This is a genomic window from Pandoraea iniqua (assembly GCF_902459685.1).
In the GTDB taxonomy this organism is placed as follows: Bacteria; Pseudomonadota; Gammaproteobacteria; order Burkholderiales; family Burkholderiaceae; genus Pandoraea; species Pandoraea iniqua.
Window position 1 is genome coordinate 609,850 of sequence record NZ_CABPSF010000002.1, and the last position, 18,477, is coordinate 628,326.

17 protein-coding genes are annotated in these 18,477 nt (G+C 62.5%); 15 read left to right on the plus strand and 2 right to left on the minus strand.

What is annotated here, in order from left to right; translation table 11 throughout:
* Nucleotides 1-633 precede the first annotated feature (633 nt).
* The 7 genes from oxlT to PIN31009_RS08460 all read left to right on the plus strand — a co-directional run bounded on the left by oxlT (nt 634) and on the right by PIN31009_RS08460 (nt 8,478).
* Nucleotides 634-1,977 carry an oxalate/formate MFS antiporter gene (gene oxlT, locus PIN31009_RS08435; protein ID WP_174996031.1) on the plus strand — a complete coding sequence of 448 codons (1,344 nt, stop codon included), beginning with the start codon at nt 634-636 and terminating at the stop codon, nt 1,975-1,977.
* A 149-nt stretch (nt 1,978-2,126) separates the two neighbouring features.
* A complete protein-coding gene (gene oxc, locus PIN31009_RS08440; RefSeq protein ID WP_217426772.1) occupies nt 2,127-3,917 on the plus strand; it encodes an oxalyl-CoA decarboxylase in 1,791 nt (596 codons plus the stop codon).
* Between the two features lie 25 nt (nt 3,918-3,942).
* Nucleotides 3,943-5,193, plus strand: coding sequence for a formyl-CoA transferase (gene frc, locus PIN31009_RS08445; protein ID WP_058379636.1), 1,251 nt, complete (start codon nt 3,943-3,945; stop codon nt 5,191-5,193).
* Between the two features lie 164 nt (nt 5,194-5,357).
* Nucleotides 5,358-5,807, plus strand: coding sequence for a PAS domain-containing protein (locus PIN31009_RS08450; RefSeq protein WP_150683813.1), 450 nt, complete (start codon nt 5,358-5,360; stop codon nt 5,805-5,807).
* Nucleotides 5,808-6,221: 414 nt separating this feature from the next.
* A complete protein-coding gene (locus tag PIN31009_RS27860) occupies nt 6,222-6,365 on the plus strand; it encodes a hypothetical protein (RefSeq protein ID WP_174996032.1) in 144 nt (47 codons plus the stop codon).
* 15 nt (nt 6,366-6,380) lie between these two features.
* A complete protein-coding gene (gene frc / locus PIN31009_RS08455; protein WP_058379634.1) occupies nt 6,381-7,628 on the plus strand; it encodes a formyl-CoA transferase in 1,248 nt (415 codons plus the stop codon).
* Nucleotides 7,629-7,707: 79 nt separating this feature from the next.
* Nucleotides 7,708-8,478 (plus strand): fumarylacetoacetate hydrolase family protein, encoded by a 771-nt coding sequence (locus PIN31009_RS08460; protein WP_150789933.1) that lies wholly within the window; start codon nt 7,708-7,710, stop codon nt 8,476-8,478.
* Nucleotides 8,479-8,607: 129 nt separating this feature from the next.
* On the opposite strand, the gene PIN31009_RS08465 is transcribed toward PIN31009_RS08460, so the two are convergent.
* A complete protein-coding gene (locus PIN31009_RS08465) occupies nt 8,608-9,585 on the minus strand; it encodes a LysR family transcriptional regulator (RefSeq protein WP_058379632.1) in 978 nt (325 codons plus the stop codon).
* 206 nt (nt 9,586-9,791) lie between these two features.
* Here PIN31009_RS08465 and PIN31009_RS08470 point away from each other — a divergent pair, with 206 nt between their 5' ends.
* The 5 genes from PIN31009_RS08470 (at nt 9,792) to PIN31009_RS08490 (ending at nt 14,294) form a co-directional block, all read left to right on the plus strand.
* Nucleotides 9,792-10,166 (plus strand): HAD family hydrolase, encoded by a 375-nt coding sequence (locus tag PIN31009_RS08470; RefSeq protein ID WP_087688422.1) that lies wholly within the window; start codon nt 9,792-9,794, stop codon nt 10,164-10,166.
* A gap of 42 nt (nt 10,167-10,208) precedes the next feature.
* Nucleotides 10,209-11,339, plus strand: a complete 1,131-nt coding sequence (locus PIN31009_RS08475) for an NAD(P) transhydrogenase subunit alpha (protein ID WP_058379630.1) — start codon at nt 10,209-10,211, stop codon at nt 11,337-11,339.
* A gap of 15 nt (nt 11,340-11,354) precedes the next feature.
* Nucleotides 11,355-11,768, plus strand: a complete 414-nt coding sequence (locus tag PIN31009_RS08480; protein WP_150789934.1) for an NAD(P) transhydrogenase subunit alpha part 2 — start codon at nt 11,355-11,357, stop codon at nt 11,766-11,768.
* Between the two features lies 1 nt (nt 11,769).
* Nucleotides 11,770-13,209 (plus strand): NAD(P)(+) transhydrogenase (Re/Si-specific) subunit beta, encoded by a 1,440-nt coding sequence (locus PIN31009_RS08485; RefSeq protein ID WP_150789935.1) that lies wholly within the window; start codon nt 11,770-11,772, stop codon nt 13,207-13,209.
* 92 nt (nt 13,210-13,301) lie between these two features.
* A complete protein-coding gene (locus PIN31009_RS08490; RefSeq protein WP_246185564.1) occupies nt 13,302-14,294 on the plus strand; it encodes a LysR family transcriptional regulator in 993 nt (330 codons plus the stop codon).
* Between the two features lie 119 nt (nt 14,295-14,413).
* On the opposite strand, the gene PIN31009_RS08495 is transcribed toward PIN31009_RS08490, so the two are convergent.
* Nucleotides 14,414-15,364, minus strand: a complete 951-nt coding sequence (locus PIN31009_RS08495) for a LysR substrate-binding domain-containing protein (protein WP_246185565.1) — start codon at nt 15,362-15,364, stop codon at nt 14,414-14,416.
* A gap of 219 nt (nt 15,365-15,583) precedes the next feature.
* On the opposite strand from PIN31009_RS08495, the gene PIN31009_RS08500 reads away from it, so the two are divergent.
* The 3 genes from PIN31009_RS08500 to PIN31009_RS08510 are packed head-to-tail and all read left to right on the plus strand — an operon-like array spanning nt 15,584 to nt 18,415.
* On the plus strand, nt 15,584-16,687 hold the full coding sequence (locus PIN31009_RS08500) for an NAD(P)/FAD-dependent oxidoreductase (protein WP_150789937.1): 1,104 nt from the start codon (nt 15,584-15,586) through the stop codon (nt 16,685-16,687).
* Nucleotides 16,665-16,973: a (2Fe-2S)-binding protein gene (locus PIN31009_RS08505; protein ID WP_150683816.1), complete on the plus strand. Its 309-nt coding sequence runs from the start codon at nt 16,665-16,667 to the stop codon at nt 16,971-16,973. The genes PIN31009_RS08500 and PIN31009_RS08505 overlap by 23 nt, the downstream gene beginning before the upstream one ends.
* Nucleotides 16,970-18,415: an FAD/NAD(P)-dependent oxidoreductase gene (locus tag PIN31009_RS08510; protein ID WP_150789938.1), complete on the plus strand. Its 1,446-nt coding sequence runs from the start codon at nt 16,970-16,972 to the stop codon at nt 18,413-18,415. The genes PIN31009_RS08505 and PIN31009_RS08510 overlap by 4 nt, the downstream gene beginning before the upstream one ends.
* Nucleotides 18,416-18,477 lie beyond the last annotated feature (62 nt).

Consider the following 18,477-nt stretch of genomic DNA (forward strand, 5'->3'; position numbering starts at 1 on the left):
CTTTCCTGTCACTTAACGTGTCATGGTTTCCCCGCGGTCGGTCTGCCAAGGGGGGGAGGGATGTGTGAGCGCGACCGTCAATGCGTGCAGATGAATTGACGGGAAAAGCGGTGGGCGAGTGAATTATTACGGTGTGTTACAGCGAGGTCGAGCCTTCGGCGATAGGAAGTTCTTGTGAGAGAAATTATCAAAAATATCGTCTTGTGCTCGTTTTAAAAATCCTCAAGGATGCCGATATAAAAGGGCGGAGCGCCTTATCCAGCGTGCCTCCCGGATCAGGTTAACTCCTTAGTATTTTCGCATTGCGTTGTTGCGGCGCTCCAGCCTACAGTTGCCTTACTGTATCTAGCCGCCACTTGGAACAGTGCCTCGCGTGCCGTGGACGTTTTCGAAACAATGGACCGAAAACGCCTGCGGCACGCGAGGGGGATAGCGAGAAAAGCAATAAATTAGTGTTGACTTATATCTGATATATCGTATATTTCGTTCGGTATATTTGCGGTGGACGACGTCGCATCGCAAGCATCAGAGACAAAGTCGACGAGGCCAAGACCTCGTAAAAGCATACCCAGGGGGCATAGACCCCATCCGGAAGGTGTTGTTGTTGTGAAGCTGTCAAACAACTGAAAACCGATGGAGGAGGTACAAGTGGAGACGACAAATCAACACGGTAAGACATCCGTGTTCGCGAGCCCTTGGGTTCAGCTCGCGTTCGGCGTGATTTGTATGGCGATGATCGCCAACTTGCAATACGGGTGGACGCTGTTCGTCAATCCGATCGATGAAAAGTATCACTGGGGCCGCACGGCCATTCAGGTGGCATTCACGATCTTCGTGGTCACCGAAACGTGGCTGGTGCCGATTGAAGGCTATCTGGTCGACCGCTTCGGTCCGCGTCCGGTGGTAGTGGGCGGCGGTCTGCTTTGCGGGGTGGCGTGGGTGTTGAATGCCTATGCCGATTCGCTGGCGATGCTGTATTTCGCCGCGGCAGTGGGGGGTGTCGGTGCCGGTGCTGTCTATGGCACTTGCGTGGGTAACGCGCTCAAGTGGTTCCCGGCAAACCGGGGTCTGGCCGCAGGGCTGACGGCAGCGGGCTTCGGTGCAGGCTCGGCCCTGACCGTGGTGCCGATTGCCAACATGATCAAGAGCAGCGGCTACGAAAACACCTTCCTGGTGTTCGGTCTTGGCCAGGGCATCATCGTGCTGGTACTGGGTCTCGCGCTCGCTGCGCCGCCGGCCGCCTTCGAGGCACTCAAGAAGCTCGCCCCGGGTGCACGCCGCTACGACGCCAAGCCGACCGAAGTCATGCGCAGCCCGGTGTTCTGGCTGATGTATCTGATGTTCGTGCTGATGGCCGCTGGCGGTCTGATGGCAACGGCTCAGCTCGGCCCGATCGCTAAGGACTACGGTCTGGACGGCACGCCTGTCTCGCTGATGGGCCTGACGCTGCCGGCACTGACCTTCGCATTGGCCATCGACCGGGTACTGAACGGGGTGACGCGTCCGATCTTCGGCTGGATTTCCGACAAGATCGGTCGTGAAAACACGATGTTCATCGCCTTCGCGATGGAAGCCGCGGGTATCTACGCACTGTCGGTCTGGGGTCAACACCCGGTCGCGTTCGTGATTCTCACGGGTCTCGTGTTCTTCGCCTGGGGTGAAATCTACAGCCTGTTCCCGGCCACTTGCGCCGACACCTTCGGTTCGAAGTACGCCGCGACCAACGCCGGCATGCTCTACACCGCCAAGGGGACGGCCGCATTGCTGGTGCCATTTACCAGCGTCATCACCGCCACAACAGGTAGCTGGCACGCCGTGTTCATGATTGCAGTCGTCATGAATGCCACGGCCGCCGTACTTGCGCTCTTCGTGCTCAAGCCGATGCGCGCCCGACTGGCCCAACGTTACGCGGACAGCAGTGCCCGCGCCGACGAGGTCATTACCAAACCAGCAGACTTGTCCCGCAGTACGACCTGAGGAACAGGCGCCGGCAGGAGTGCCGCGCGCGACACCACCAGACTTAACGGGGTAGCGCGCGCGGCATGCAAGACAGTATTGAAGTCCTAAAGTAATCGTCAGCGAAAGACGACGCAACACTGAAACCGGAAAAATTGGAGGAGAGAATTATGTCCATTGCGATGACCGTGCCAGTCGGCAAGGCGGAAAACAACACCGCGGGCGACACGCTCAAAGACAGCAGCCGACACGCGAACATCGTGTCCGAGGCAGAAACGACTGATGGTTTCCATCTGGTCATCGATGCCCTGAAAGCGAACGACATTGACACTATCTTTGGTCTGGTGGGGATTCCCATCACCGATCTGGCCCGCCTCGCGCAAGCGGAAGGCATGCGCTTCATCGGTTTCCGTCATGAGCAGCACGCCGGCAACGCTGCCGCCATTGCTGGCTACATGACCCAGAAGCCCGGCATTTGCCTTACGGTGTCCGCACCGGGTTTCCTGAACGGCCTGACGGCACTGGCGAACGCCACCACCAACTGCTTCCCGATGATCTTGATCAGCGGCTCGAGCGAGCGCGAGATCGTCGACTTGCAGCAGGGTGATTACGAAGAGATGGACCAGCTCAACGCTGCCAAGCCGTACTGCAAAGCCGCCTACCGCGTGCTGCATGCAGAAGACATCGGCGTGGGCGTGGCCCGTGCGATTCGCGCAGCCGTGTCGGGCCGTCCGGGTGGCGTGTATCTGGACCTGCCGGCCAAGCTGCTGGCTCAGACCCTCGATGCGCAGAAGGCGAAAGATTCGCTGATTCGTGTGATCGACGCGGCACCGCGTCAGATCCCGGCACCGGACTCGGTGAAGCGCGCACTCGACGTGATCAAGAACGCCAAGCGTCCGCTGATTCTGCTGGGCAAGGGCGCAGCCTACGCGCAAGCCGACGCAGATATTCGCGCGCTGGTGGAAAAGTCGGGCATTCCGTATCTGCCGATGTCGATGGCCAAGGGCCTGCTGCCCGATACGCATGAACAATCGGCGGCCGCCGCACGCTCGTTCGTGTTGCAGGAAGCTGACGTGGTGGTGCTGATCGGTGCTCGCCTGAACTGGCTGCTCGCGCACGGCAAGGGCAAGACGTGGGGCGCCGCACCGAAGAAGTTCGTGCAGATCGACATCTCGCCGACGGAAATCGACAGCAACGTGGCGATCGCCGCACCGGTGATCGGCGATATCGGCTCGTGCGTGTCGGCACTGTTGGCCGGCATCGACAGCAACTTCGGCAAGCCGAGTGCTGAGTGGACGGGCGCGATTGCGGAACGCAAGAACAAGAATCTGGCCAAGATGGCTGCAACGCTCGACCAGAATCCGTCGCCGATGAATTTCCACAGCGCACTGCGCTCGATTCGCGACGTGCTGAAAGCGTACCCGGACATCAACCTGGTGAACGAAGGCGCGAACACGCTGGACTATGCCCGCAGCATCATCGACCAGTACCAGCCGCGCAAGCGCTTTGACTCGGGTACGTGGGGAATTATGGGTATCGGCATGGGCTTCGCGATCGGCGCAGCCGTGACGAGCGGCAAGCCGGTGGTGGCGATCGAAGGCGACAGCGCCTTCGGTTTCAGCGGTATGGAACTGGAAACGATCTGCCGTTACGACCTGCCGGTCACGACGATCATCTTCAACAACAACGGCGTGTATCGCGGCACCGACGTGAACCCGACCGGTGGCAAGGACGTGGCCCCGACGGTGTTCGTGAAGGGCGCGCGCTACGACAAGATGATCGAAGCCTTCGGTGGCATCGGTTACCACGTCACGACGCCGGAAGAACTGACGAAGGCGTTGCAAGACGCCATCAAGTCGGGCAAGCCGACGCTGATCAACGCCGTGATCGACGAAGCGGCGGGCACGGAAAGCGGCCGCCTGACCAATCTGAATCCGCAAAGCGCGGCGATGAAAAAGTAACTCGAGTCAATTAAGGAGACATGACATGAGCAAACCCCTCGAAGGCATCAAGATCATCGACTTCACGCACGTGCAAGCCGGCCCGGCCTGCACCCAGTTGCTGGCATGGTTCGGTGCGGACGTGATCAAGGTGGAGCGCCCGGGTTCGGGCGACGTGACGCGTAATCAACTGCGCGACATTCCCGAGGCCGACGCGCTGTACTTCACGATGCTCAACAGCAACAAGCGCTCGCTGACGCTGGACACGAAGACGCAGGAAGGCAAGGAAGTGCTGGAGAAGCTGGTGCGTGAATCGGACGTGCTGGTGGAAAACTTCGCACCGGGCGCACTGGACCGCATGGGCTTCACGTGGGAGCGTCTGAACGAACTGAACCCGAAGCTGATCGTGGCATCGGTGAAGGGCTTCTCGGACGGTCACCACTACGAAGACCTGAAGGTCTACGAAAACGTGGCGCAGTGCGCCGGTGGTGCAGCCTCGACGACGGGCTTCTGGGACGGTCCTCCCACGGTGTCGGCCGCAGCACTGGGCGACAGCAACACGGGTATGCACCTGGCGATCGGTATTCTGACGGCGCTGATCGGTCGCGGCCAGACGGGCCGTGGTCAGAAGGTGGCCGTGTCGATGCAAGATTCGGTCATCAACCTGTGCCGCGTGAAGCTGCGCGACCAGCAGCGTCTGGACCGTGTCGGCTTCCTGGAAGAGTATCCGCAGTACCCGCACGGCGAGTTCAGCGACGTGGTGCCCCGTGGCGGTAACGCCGGCGGCGGCGGCCAACCGGGCTGGGTGCTGAAGTGCAAGGGCTGGGAAACGGACCCGAACGCTTACATCTACTTCACGATTCAGGGCCACGCCTGGGAACCGATTTGCCGCGCACTGGGCAAGCCGGAGTGGATCAGCGATCCGAACTACGCTACGGCGCAAGCCCGTCAGCCGCACATCTTCGACATCTTCAAGACGATCGAAGAATGGCTCGCCGACAAGACGAAGTTCGAAGCAGTGGACATCCTTCGCAAGTTCGATATTCCTTGCGCACCGGTGCTGTCGATGAAGGAAATCGCGAACGATCCGTCGCTGCGCGCATCGGGCACGATCGTGGAAGTGCCGCACAAGGAACGCGGTTCGTACCTGACGGTCGGCAGCCCGATCAAGTTCTCGGGCCTGAAGCCGGAAATCACGGGGTCGCCGCTGCTGGGCGAGCACACGGAAGAAATTCTGGCCGAGCTGGGCTACAGCAAGGATCAGATTGGCAAGCTGCATACCGCCAAGGCGATCTAATCGGTTGTTATGAACTGACGTAGGTAGTTGTGCAGGTGCCGCACCTTTTTCGGGGGCGGCACCTGTTGTCGCTTTTTCGGGACCGCATTGTCTTTTGATTCATGTATTTTTGTGGCATGTTTTAGCAACTACGCATCATCCCCCACAAAACAGCAGGAGACACCATGAGCGCATCGGTGGACGCAGCACAGTTGGTTCAGGTCGTCGGCGACGCCATCGTCGTGGCCGACCCGAAGAACATCATCACGTTGTGGAACGCCGGCGCCGAAAAGATGTTCGGCTTCACGGCCAGCGAAGCGGTCGGGCAACCGCTGGACATCATCATCCCGGAACGCCTGCGCCATCGTCACAACGAAGGCTATGAAAAAACCATGGCCACCGGCGAAACGAAGTACGGCAGCGATTTGTTGAAGGTGCCGGCGACGCACAAGGATGGGCGCGCGATGTCGATTGCTTTTACCGTGGCCCTGTTGCGCGACGCGCAAGGGCAGGTGAGCGGCATCGTCGCCGTCATTCGCGACGAGACCGCCCGCTTTCAGGAAGACCGCCAACTCCGCAAACGGCTCGCTGAACTCGAAGCCAAAGTCGGCGAGCTGAGCAGTACCCGCGCCTGATTCTGCCCCTCATGTGTTGATGCACGCCTGCCGCACTCGCGGCAGGTTCTGTTTTTCCCGCTTTCCGTCCCGGTTTTCATCCCCCCTTTAAAACCTCCCCCCAGACAGACCGGGGCCCCTTCTCGCTGCTCAGACAGTGTTCAACTCGCCTCGAGAAGGGGCCCCGATCCGTCTCGTCCAACGTTAGCGGCATGCCTGTAAACCCCTATCCAAGGCCGGGGCTTTTTTAATTGCTGCGCTGCGGATCCTTTTAAACATTGGTATTTGGCGGGGATTTGCTCATTCATTTCGCATTGCAGCATCCCGCATCGGCAAAAAATAGCCGTTGATAAAATATCGTGTATGAAATACTGTATATCACAACCAAATACCAACATAACGGCCCTTGCAGCCGAGCCCGAGGAGGAGACAACCATGGCATTCATCGCCATCGCATGTCCGAATACCGTCAGCGTTTTCGCTGGCGACACCCTGTTGCAGACGCGCCGCGAGGCGGGTCTTCAGGGCCATCGACCCGTTCCTGCGCATGGCATTGCTGCGCAGGCGCTGATTCGCTAACGACAGGGGTCGATCATGAGCAAGGCACTCGAAGGCGTGCGCATCCTCGACTTCACACACGTGCAGTCGGGACCGACTTGCACGCAGCTGCTGGCTTGGTTTGGCGCGGACGTCATCAAGATTGAACGCGCGGGCCACGGCGATGTGACGCGCGATCAACTGCGCGACATCCCGGACGCCGACAGTCTGTATTTCACGATGCTCAACAGCAACAAGCGTTCGATCACGCTCGATACGAAGCACCCGGAAGGTAAGGCGGTGTTGGAGCGCATGATTCGCGACTGCGACGTGCTGGTGGAGAACTTCGCGCCCGGCGCGCTCGATCGCATGGGCTTCACGTGGGAACACATCCACTCACTGAACCCGCGCATGATCGTGGCCTCGGTGAAAGGCTTCGGCCCCGGCCCGTATCAGGACTGCAAGGTCTACGAGAACGTGGCGCAGTGTGTGGGCGGTGCCGCCTCGACGACGGGCTTCGACGATGGCCCGCCGATGGTGACGGGCGCGCAGATCGGCGACTCGGGCACGGGTCTGCATCTGGCACTCGGCATCGTGACGGCGCTCTATCAGCGCACGATGACGGGGCAGGGGCAACGCGTGCTGGCAGCGATGCAGGACGGTGTGCTGAATCTGTGCCGCGTGAAGCTGCGCGATCAGCAACGTCTGGAACGCACGAACGTGATGGAAGAATACCCGCAATACCCGAACGGTCAGTTCGGCGATGCGGTGCCCCGTGCAGGCAATGCCTCGGGCGGTGGCCAGCCGGGCTGGATTGTGAAGTGCAAGGGCTGGGAGACGGACCCGAACGCTTACATCTACTTCATTACGCAAGCGCCGGTGTGGGGCTCGATCTGCAAGGTGATTGGCAAGCCGGAGTGGGTGGAGCACCCGGAATACGCCACGCCGCGCGCGCGCCTGCCGCGTCTGCGCGAGATCTTCGACACGATCGAACTCTGGACGATGACCAAGACGAAGTTCGAGGTCATGAACATCCTCAACGAGTACGACATTCCGTGCGGCCCGATTCTTTCGATGAAGGAAATCGCCGAGGACATGTCGCTGCGCGAGACGGGCACGATCGTGGAAGTGGATCACCCGAAGCGCGGCAAGTACCTCACGGTGGGCAACCCGATCAAGCTTTCCGACAGCCCGACGCACGTGGAACGCTCGCCGCTGCTTGGCGAACACACGGATGATGTGCTCTCGGAGTTCGGCTATAGCTCGCAGCAGATCGCGGCACTGCGCGAAGTCGGCGCAGTGTGAATGACCTCAAGAAGTCGCGTCCGGCGCGCGCATGCTCAGGTGTGCCGCGTCGCCGGACCGTTACCGGAATGGCAAACGCATGAAGCTCTGGACCCGTTTCAAGACCGCCCACGGCCGCATCGGCTTTGGCCTTCTCAAGGGCGACCAAATCCTCGAACACCGCGGCAGTCTCTACGACGCGCCGATCGCCACGGGCGCCACGATTGCGCGCGATTCGGTCGATCTGCTGTGCCCGTGCGAGCCGTCGAAGATCGTCGCGCTGTGGAACAACTATCACGCGCTCGGCGCGAAGCTCGGCAAGGCCGCGCCCTCGCACCCGCTCTTTCTCATCAAGCCTGCCACGACGCTGCTCGGCCCGAACGAGGTGATTCGCCGTCCCGCCGCGTATGCGGGGAAGATCGTCTTCGAGGGCGAGCTGGGCATCGTGATCGGCAAGCGCACGAGCAACGTCAGCGTGGAAGCGGCGCGCGATCACATCCTCGGCTACACGCTGGTCAACGACGTTACGGCCGCTGAAATCATCGGCGAAGACGAGAATTTTGCGCAGTGGACCCGCGCGAAAGGCTACGACACGTTCGGCTGTATCGGGCCGGTGATCGCACAGGATTTCGACTGGCGCGAAGCGGAACTGGTCACGCAACTGGACGGCACGGAACGCCAGCGCTATCCGCTCGCAGACATGATCTTCAACCCGTGGGAGCAGGTCTCGCGCATCTCGCAAGACATGACGCTGCTGCCCGGCGATGTGATCGCCGTGGGCACGTCGGTCGGCGTGGGCTCGATGAAGGAAGGCCAGTTGGTGGCAGTGAGCATCGACGGTCTGGGCACGCTCGCCAACCGCATGGGCTGATGCACTGATTTCACGGTGGTCGGCCGGGGTGGCAATGGCCTGAGTCGATCGCCCTTTTTCATTCGGCAGTCCGGCATTTCGCGAGACGTATCGCGCGAACGGCCGGACTGCCGCATGCATCCGGGGATATCAGCGAGCGGTGTCGGACCTGTCCGGCCGGTCAGCCGCTTCGGGCGGCGGCAGGGGGCTCTTGTAAGCCATCATGCCGTCGATCAGGGCCGCGCCCTCGGTGAGCAGGAACTGGCGGAACGCGTGGGCGACGGGCGGCAGGCGTTTGCTGCGCCGATGCACGATGTACCAGCTCTGCCATGCCGGAAAGCCCTGCACGTCGAGCACGACGAGGTTGCCGGTCTGAAGCTCCATGCCGACGGTGTGAGCCGACAGGAACGAGACGCCCATGCCGGCAATGACGGCCTGCTTGATGGTCTCGGTGCTCGAAATCTCCATCGCAATCTGCAACTGCGACATGCGATGGCCGAAGGCGTCCTGCATCGAGTTCCACGTGTCGGAGCCGCGCTCGCGACAGATGAACGGCTCGGCCGCAAGGCGCGCAAACGGGATCTGCCGAAGTCCGGCGAGCGCGTGGTCGGGCGGCGCGACGATGACGTAAGGGTGCGGCGCGAAAACTTCGTTGACGGTATCGATCTCGTGCGGCGGGCGCACCATCACGGCCAGATCGGTCAGGTTTTCGGTCAACTGGTGCAGCAGTTCCTCGCGGTTGTGCACCGTGAGGTTGAGGGTAATGCCGGGATGCTGCGCGGTGAAGGCGGCCAGCACACGCGGGAAGAAGTAGTCGCCCGCACTGATGACGGCCACGTTGAGCTTGCCGCCGGTAATGCCTTTGAGGTGATCCATTGCCTCTTCGGTTTCGCGGAAGAGGGCAATGATGGCGCGGCTGTAGTGCAGCATTTCGCTGCCCGCCGGCGTGAGAAAGATCTTTTTGCCGAGCTGTTCGAATAGCGGCAGTCCGGCGTGCGTCTCGAGTTGCTTGACTTGGGTCGAGACGGCCGGTTGCGTGAGGTGGAGTTCTTCGGCGGCGCGCGAGAAGCTCAGATGGCGCGCCACAGCTTCGAAGACCTTCAACTGGCGGAGCGTGGCGTTTTTCATGCGATGAAGTATAAGCAATCGTAGATGGTTTGCATAATTAACTTTAACTGTCTTTTATAGGTGGGGCTGCGTAATCTGCAATGGCAGCCCGCATGACAGAAGCGTGAACGAGGGGGTGAAGAAATCACCCGAAACCACTCGATTACGCACAGTACAGGCGGGTCCGCGTGTTCTGGAGACGATCACTGATTTGGGAGAGCGCCATCATGTCTGTCATCGAAACGCATATCAAACCCGCCGCCCTGGCCCCGGTTGCCAATGCCCATCTGCATGCGTTCAACAACGCGTTTGTCGAGTTGGGTCTCGACTGGCACTGGGATCACCCCACCTACCACTGGTTGTTGCGCACGACGGGCAACGACGACCTGCCGCTGGCCTATCTCGAAGGGGCGTCGGCGCAAGCGCTGCGCCATGCCGAGCTTGTGCTGATCGGCGCGTATCTCGATGGGCATCAGCCGCACCTGCTGCGTGCCTACGAGCCGGAATTTCTGTGTGACCTGATTCACTGCACGAAGGTGCGCTGCTTCGAAGCGGCCAATGAAGGACGTTCGATGCAACCGCCGCGCTCCGTGCTGGCCTGAGTTTTACAACACGACAGGGGCCCAGACCCCGAGACAATAACCATGCATATTGGCATTCCGAAGGAGACGGTCGGCGGCGAATCCCGCGTCGCGGCCACACCGGAAACGGTGAAGAAGCTGGTGGGCGCAGGGCATCGCGTCACCGTAGAGCGAGGTGCAGGCGATTCGGCCAGCGTCCCCGATGCGGCGTATGTCGCTGCGGGTGCTGCGACCGGTAGTGCGGCCGACGCATTCGGCGCGGAACTCGTGCTGAAGGTACGCGCACCGTCGATTGCCGAAGTCGGCCAGATCGCGCGTGGCGCGGCCGTGGTCGGCATGCTCAACCCGTTCGATGCCGAGAACAACGCCCGCATGGCGGCCGCCGGCATCATCGGCTTCGCACTGGAAGCTGCGCCGCGTACCACGCGTGCGCAAAGCATGGACGTGCTGTCTTCGCAGGCCAACATTGCCGGTTACAAGGCCGTGATGCTTGCCGCCAATTTGTATCAGCGCTTCATGCCGATGCTGATGACGGCGGCCGGTACGGTCAAAGCTGCGCGCCTCGTTGTGCTGGGCGCTGGCGTTGCCGGCTTGCAGGCCATTGCCACGGCCAAGCGTCTCGGTGCAGTGATTGAAGCGTCGGACGTCCGTCCGGCGGTTCGCGAGCAGATCGAATCGCTTGGCGCGAAGTTCATCGACGTGCCGTTCGAGACTGACGAAGAACGCGAGATCGCCAAAGGCGTGGGCGGTTATGCACGTCCGATGCCTGCGGCTTGGCTCGCCCGCCAATCGCAGTTGGTGCATACGCGCCTGACGCAAGCCGACATCGTGATCTCCACCGCGTTGATCCCGGGGCGTGCTGCGCCGACGCTGATCGCTGAAGACACCGTCAAAGCCATGAAGCCCGGTTCCGTGATCATCGATCTGGCGGCAGGGCGTGGTGCCAACGGCGGCGGCAATTGCCCGCTGTCGGTGGCCGACGAGATCGTGAAGGTGCACGGCGTGACGATTGCCGGGTACACGAACCTCGCAGGCATGGTCGCGGCTGACGCGTCGGCCCTGTATGCGCGCAACGTGCTCGACTTCCTCAAGCTGGTGATCGACAAGGAAAACAAGCTCGTCATCGATACCAACGACGACATCGTTGCCGCGTGCCTGATGTGCCGCGACGGCCAAGTCCTGCGCGCCGCTTAAGGGAGAGACATAAGAATGGAAATGATCAATCACACGGTGATCAATCTGATCATCTTCGTGCTGGCGGTGTACGTCGGCTATCACGTGGTGTGGAACGTCACACCGGCACTGCACACGCCGCTGATGGCGGTCACGAACGCCATTTCGGCCATCGTGATCGTGGGTGCCATGCTCGCGGCTGGCCTGACCGAAGGCGGTCTGGGCAAGACGATGGGTGTCGTGGCGGTGGCACTGGCAGCGGTGAACGTATTCGGGGGCTTCCTCGTCACGCAGCGCATGCTCGAGATGTTCAAGAAGAAAGACAAGGCGCCCGCTAAGGCCGTTACCGCGCAGCGTAGCGGAGCGTCGTCGCAGGCTAATGCGCCGCATGGCGGCGCGTTAAGCGAAGCGGCCGTAGACAATGATTCGGCCGCAAAGGGAGCCCACTGATATGAGCATGAATCTTGTGACGCTGTTGTATCTGGTCGCGTCGATCTGTTTCATTCAGGCGCTCAAGGGCCTGTCGAATCCGAGAATGGCACGTCGCGGTAACGCGTTCGGCATGATCGGCATGGCCATCGCGGCCTTCACCACGCTGGCGCTGATCTTCGAACTGCGCAAGCTCTCGAACGGCAACTACTCGGGCCTCGGCCTGATCCTCGCGGGTCTCGTCGTGGGCGGCGGTATCGGTGCTTACGTTGCTCGCAAAGTCGAGATGACGAAGATGCCGGAACTGGTCGCGGCCATGCACTCGTTGATCGGTCTCGCGGCAGTGTGTATCGCCGTTGCCGCTGTCGCGGAACCGGCTGCGTTCGGTATCGTGGCTGCGGGGGAAGCATTGCCGCCGGGTAACCGCATCGAGCTGTTCATCGGCACGTTCGTCGGCGCGATCACGTTCTCGGGCTCGGTCATCGCGTTCGGCAAGCTCTCGGGCAAGTACAAGTTCCGTCTGTTCCAAGGCGCACCGGTGGTCTTCAAAGGCCAGCACATGGTGAATCTGGCGCTGGCGATTGCGATGCTGGCCTTCGGTGGTGCGTTCTTCGTCTCGCAAAGCTGGACGCCGTTCGTCGCCATGACGGCCATCGCCTTCGTGCTGGGCGTGCTGATCATCATCCCGATCGGCGGCGCCGACATGCCGGTGGTGGTGTCGATGCTGAACTCGTATTCGGGCTGGGCTGCCGCCGGTATCGGCTTCTCGCTGAACAACCCGATGCTGATCATTGCAGGTTCGCTGGTGGGTTCGTCGGGTGCGATTCTGTCGTACATCATGTGCAAGGCCATGAATCGCTCGTTCTTCAACGTGATTCTCGGCGGCTTCGGCGCACAGGCAGGTGCTGCGGCCGCAGGCGGCGAACAGCAGCAACGTCCGGTGAAATCGGGCTCGCCTGACGACGCGGCGTTCCTGATGAGCAACGCGGAATCGATCGTGATCGTGCCGGGTTACGGCTTGGCGGTCGCACGTGCCCAGCACGCGCTCAAGGAACTGACCGACAAGCTGGTGGAGAAGGGCGTGACCGTGCGTTATGCCATTCACCCGGTGGCGGGCCGTATGCCGGGTCACATGAACGTGCTGCTCGCAGAAGCTGAAGTCCCCTACGATCAAGTGCTGGAAATGGACGAGATCAACGGCGAATTCGGTCAGACCGACGTGGTGCTCGTGCTCGGCGCGAACGACGTGGTGAACCCGTCGGCAAAGAACGATCCGCAATCGCCGATTGCCGGCATGCCGATTCTCGAAGCCTACAAGGCCAAGACGATCATCGTGAACAAGCGTTCGATGGCCGCCGGTTACGCCGGGCTGGATAACGAACTGTTCTATCTCGACAAGACGATGATGGTGTTCGGCGACGCGAAGAAGGTGGTGGAGGAGATGGTCAAGGCGGCGGCCTGACGCAGCAGGGGTCTCGGGGCGCGCCGGCTTCAACGGCGCGCCAGCGCCACTGCGGTGGCTGGTTTGCTTACTTACTGGCAGGGCACTAGCACATGAACGTATCGCTGAGACAACTCAAGGTCTTCATGGTCGTGGCGCGCAGCAAGAACTTTAGCCGCGCGGGCGCCGAGATCGGCCTGACACAACCGGCCATCAGCCGTTGCATCAACGAACTGGAAGCCCAACTGGGCCTGCGGCTCGTGGATCGCACCACGCGAGAAGTTTCGCTGACCGACGCCGGTGTGACGCTCGCGGGCAGTCTCGATCGCGTGCTCGACGAACTGGAAATCGCACTGCTGCAAACGCACGGTGCCGAAGCCCGCACCACGGGCAGGGTCCGTGTCGGCGCCGCCCCGACGATCTCCGCAACGCTCATGCCGCGTGTGCTGCTCGCCTCGCAGGCAACCTATCCGGACATCGCGCTCGCACTCGTCGACCAGATGCAACGCGCCGTGCTCGACAGCGTGCGCGCGGGCGATGTGGACTTCGGCATTGTCGTCGCCCCGCAAGGCGCTGACGATCTCTATACCGAACTGCTCATGAGCGAGCCGTTCTGTCTGGTGTGCCGCACCGATCACCCGCTCGCGACGCAAGCGGCAGTGCATTGGTCGGAGTTGTCAGGTGAAAATCTCGTGCTGCTCAATCAGGGCTCGGGCAGCCGCCCGCTGATCGACCGCGCACTGACGACGCAGAAAGTGCAGGGCACCATCACGCAGGAGCTGGGGCATGTGAGCACCATCTTCCGCATGGTGCAGGAAGGGTTGGGTGTCAGCATCCTGCCGCCGTTTGCGCTGCCGCTGCCGGAGAATTCGACGCTGGCCGTGCGCCCGCTGCTGCCGGCATTCGAGCGGGCCATCGTGCTCGCACGCCGCAAGAATCGGTCGCTCTCGCCGGTCGCGCAGACGACGTGGGAGTTGATCCACCGCGTCGTACGCGAACGCAATGGGCAACTGCGCGGCGACGCGCAGGCGTTCGTGACCGCTGCGACGGCCGCGACGGCTGCCACTGCCGCGACCGCTGCTGAAGCGGCCGGCGGCAAGGCCTGAAAATCTCACTTGTCGTGGCGCGTGCTCCACGCGCCACTTCCGCTGAAAGTTAGCGGACACTTCGATGACGCTGGTGGCGTCAGGCTGACCGCGGCCGCGCATTCCACCCGCATTCCTAATTAAATCAACGATTTGCCATCGCTTTGTGCGGGGTTGTCCACAGGCTTGTGAACAAAATCTGTGGATAAGCTTCGTGCTTCGAGCGCTGCGCGAACGTGCCGCACAAACGCTTGTGCGAGTTGCGACGGCGGGTGATGAAGTGAGGTCACGGCCGAGAACGTCGACAGGACCTGCGGAGCAAACGGTCTGACTTCGACACGCTGCGTCGCGAACGACGCGGTGATGCCGTCGATGATCGAGACGCCCGCGCCATGTTCCACGAGCGTGCACACCGCAGCGGAGAGTTGCGACTCCGCGCTCATGACGCGATCCACACCACGTTCGGCGAACACGCGGTCGATATCGAGCCTTGCATCCGATTCGGTCGGATACGACACGAACGCTTCGCCACGCAAATCTTCCGGCGTGATGATCTCGCGCGCGGCGAGCGGATGTCCCTTCGGCAGCACGCAGCGCATCGGTACGCGTAGCAACGGCTGCACCTGCAAGCCCGGATGGGTGAGCGGGTGCGCAACGAAGCCGACATCGCAGCGGCGGCCCAGCACCATATCGACCACGATGTTCGACGCATGCACGAGCAGGGTGGTGTTGATGCCCGGGTGCTCGCGCAGAAAGTGCGTGAGCGCAATCGGCAGAAAATCGAGTGCCATCGCGGGGGCACCGGCGATGTGCAGCGAACCGCGCCGCAGCGACTTGATCTGTTCCGCCGTCTGCGCGATGCGTGCCATCCCGGCGAATGACCGCTCGACTTCATCGAACAGGACCAGCGCTTCGGGCGTCGGTTGCAGGCGTCCGTTGCTTCGGTCGAAGAGAGCAAACCCGACATCGGCTTCGAGATCGTTCAGCAGTCGTGTGACGGCGGGCTGCGAGACGTGCAGCATCTGCGCGGCACGCGTGACCGTCTGGCGCAGGATCACGGCGCGAAAAGCTTCGAGTTGGCGAATCTTCATGATCGGCGGGGGAACGGGGGAGCAGGGGGAGCCGGTGACGTCGCCATAATATACAAACATACCGGTCGCAGAAAATGTGATTTGACGGACCCGCGCGCGTCAGCGATTCTTGGGTACTCTCAAATAAATCAAGACGCCCGCGCGAAATATCGCAGCAGCGGTAAGCCATAACATCCGGCGTTGCCGGCTTTGCCTGCATTAGCGGACGTTCCCCCATCGATGCAAAAGACAAGCGAGATTGCCGTCATTGGCGGCGGGCTGGTCGGCATGGCCATCGCGTACGGGCTGGCCCGGCGTGGCGAGTCGGTCGTCGTGCTCGACGGTGCCGACGATGCGCTGCGCGCCGCGCGTGGCAACTTCGGCCTCGTGTGGGTGCAGGGCAAGGGCGCGAGTTGCCCGCCGTATGCCCGCTGGTCGTTGCACTCTGCCAATCGCTGGCAAGCGTTCGCCGACGAACTGGAAGCCCGCACGGGTGTGTCGGTCGGCTTCGAGCGTCCGGGTGGCTTCAACATCGCCGAGACGGCGCAGGAACTGGCGGCCAAGACCGCCGTCATGCAGCAGCTCAAAACCAGCGAGCCTGCGCTGACCTACGACGTGCTCGATCACGACGCGCTCGCCGAACGCATCCTCGCGATTGGCGAGCATGTCGCCGGGGCGATCTACTCGCCGCACGATGGTCACGTCAGTCCGCTCTACACCTTGCGCGCGCTCTTTGCTGCCTTCGCGCAGGCGGGCGGCACCTATGTGCCGAACGCGCGTGTGACGAACATCACGCCGCGTGCCGGTGCGTTCCGGCTCGACATCGAAGGCGGCCGTACGCTCGATGCAGGACGCGTCGTGCTCGCGGCAGGTCTCGCCAATCGCGATCTCGCCCCGATGGTCGGCTTGTCGGCACCGGTGCGCCCGATGCGCGGGCAGATTCTCGTGACGGAGCGCGTCGCGCCGTTCCTGTCGAACCCCACGATCTATGTCCGCCAGACCGTCGAGGGCTCGGTCATGCTGGGCGACTCGGCGGAAGACGTGGGCTTCGACGACGGTGTGACCCCCGATGTCATCGCTGACATTGCGCGCCGCGCCATCTCGCCGTTTCCGCTGCTACGCAATGTGCGCGTTGTGCGGGCGTGGGGGGCGCTGCGCGTCATGACATCTGACGGCCTGCCGATTTACGAAGCGTCGCGCGACTGTCCCGGCGCGTTTCTCACGACCTGCCATAGCGGCGTGACGCTGGCCGCTGCGCACTGCGACACGATCGTGCCGTGGATCATGGGCGGCGAGCGTCCTGACCTTCTGGAGCCATTCCATGCCCAGCGATTCGCTGTTTAAGTCGCTCGCGCGCCGCGATGGCGCGACGGTGCGCATCGTCATCGACGGCACGCCGTACGATGCCCCGGCCGGTGCCAACGTGGCGGCTGCCATGCTCGCCGCAGGCGACACCGTTTGCCGCACCACGCCCGTGACGGGCGCGCCACGCGCGCCGTATTGCCTGATGGGCGTGTGTTTCGACTGTCTGGTGGAAATCGACGGCGTGCCGAATCGGCAAGGCTGCATGACGCCCGTGCGCGACGGCATGCGCGTGCGCCGCATGCAAGGGGCGAGGGAACTGGCATGACGGTGAAGACGGTTGACCTGCTCGTTGTCGGCGCGGGCCCCGCGGGGCTGGCGGCCGCGCTGGAAGCGAAGCGCCACGGCCTCACGCCGCTGGTGATCGATGAAAACCCGCTGCCGGGCGGGCAGATCTATCGCAATGTCAGCGCGTCGCCACTGGCTGACCCTGCGTTGCTCGGCGAAGATTATCTGTACGGCCGCACGCTCGTGCAGGCGTTCGAAGACGCGGATATCGCGTATTGGCCGCGCACGCTGGTATGGCAAATCGGTCAGGATCGGCGTGTGTTTGCGACCCGCGAAGGCGCGGGCACGTGGCAGATCGACGCGCAGGCGATTGTGCTGGCGGGCGGCGCGATGGAGCGTCCGTTCCCGATTCCCGGCTGGACGCTGCCCGGCGTGATGGGCGTGGGGGCCGCGCAAACGCTGCTCAAGTCGGCGGCGCTCGCGCCGCAACACGGTGCCGTGCTCGCGGGTTGCGGGCCGTTGCTCTACCTGTTCGCGTGGCAGTTATTGCGCGCTGGCGTCCCCGTGCGCGCAATTCTCGATACGACACAACGCTGTGCCCGACGCGATGCTTTACGTCATCTTGGCGGCGCGTTGCGTGCACCCGGTTATCTCGCCAAAGGCATCAAACTGCTACGCGCGATCCGGGCGGCAGGCGTCGAGCATGTGACGGATGTCGAAGCCCTGCGCGTGCTCGGCAGCGCGGGCGGCGACCGGGCGGAAGCCATCGAATACCGTGTGGCTGGCGCGGACGGCGCACCGAAGCGCATCGACACGCCGCTGATCCTGTTGCATCACGGCGTGGTGCCCAACACGCAGATCACGCGCTCGATCGGTTGTGAGCACGTGTGGCACGACGCACAGCTCTGCTGGGTGCCGCGCACCGATGCGTGGGGTGAGTCGAGCGTGCCGCGCATCTTCGTGGCGGGCGATGGCGGTGGTATTGCCGGGGCGCGCGCCGCGGAACCTTCGGGGCGGCTGGCTGCCTTGCAGGCGGCGCATGCGCTTGGCCGCATCGACACGTCGCGTAGAGATTCGGCGGCGTTTTCGTTGCGGCGCGATCTCGCTCGTCATACGGCGATCCGGCCGTTTTTCGATGCGTACTATCGCCCGTCCGATGCCATGCGCCGGCCTGCCGACGACGACACCGTGGTGTGCCGCTGCGAAGAGGTGACGGCAGGCGACGTGCGGCGCATGGCGGCGCTGGGATGCGTGGGCCCGAACCAGACGAAGTCATTCTCACGCTGCGGGATGGGGCCTTGTCAGGGACGCCTGTGCGGCCTGACAGTGGCAGAACTGCTCGCACAAGCGCAAGGGCGCGCGGTGGCGGACGTAGGTTATTACCGCATCCGTGCACCACTCAAACCCGTGATGCTTGGCGATCTGGCCATGGCGGTGCCGGCGCCGACGCAACCCGCCGAGCGGCAGGAATTTCCCCGCTGATCATCGGGCGCGTATTCGTTGCATGCAGCATTGAATCCGCGCGACACCGGCACAGCATCCGC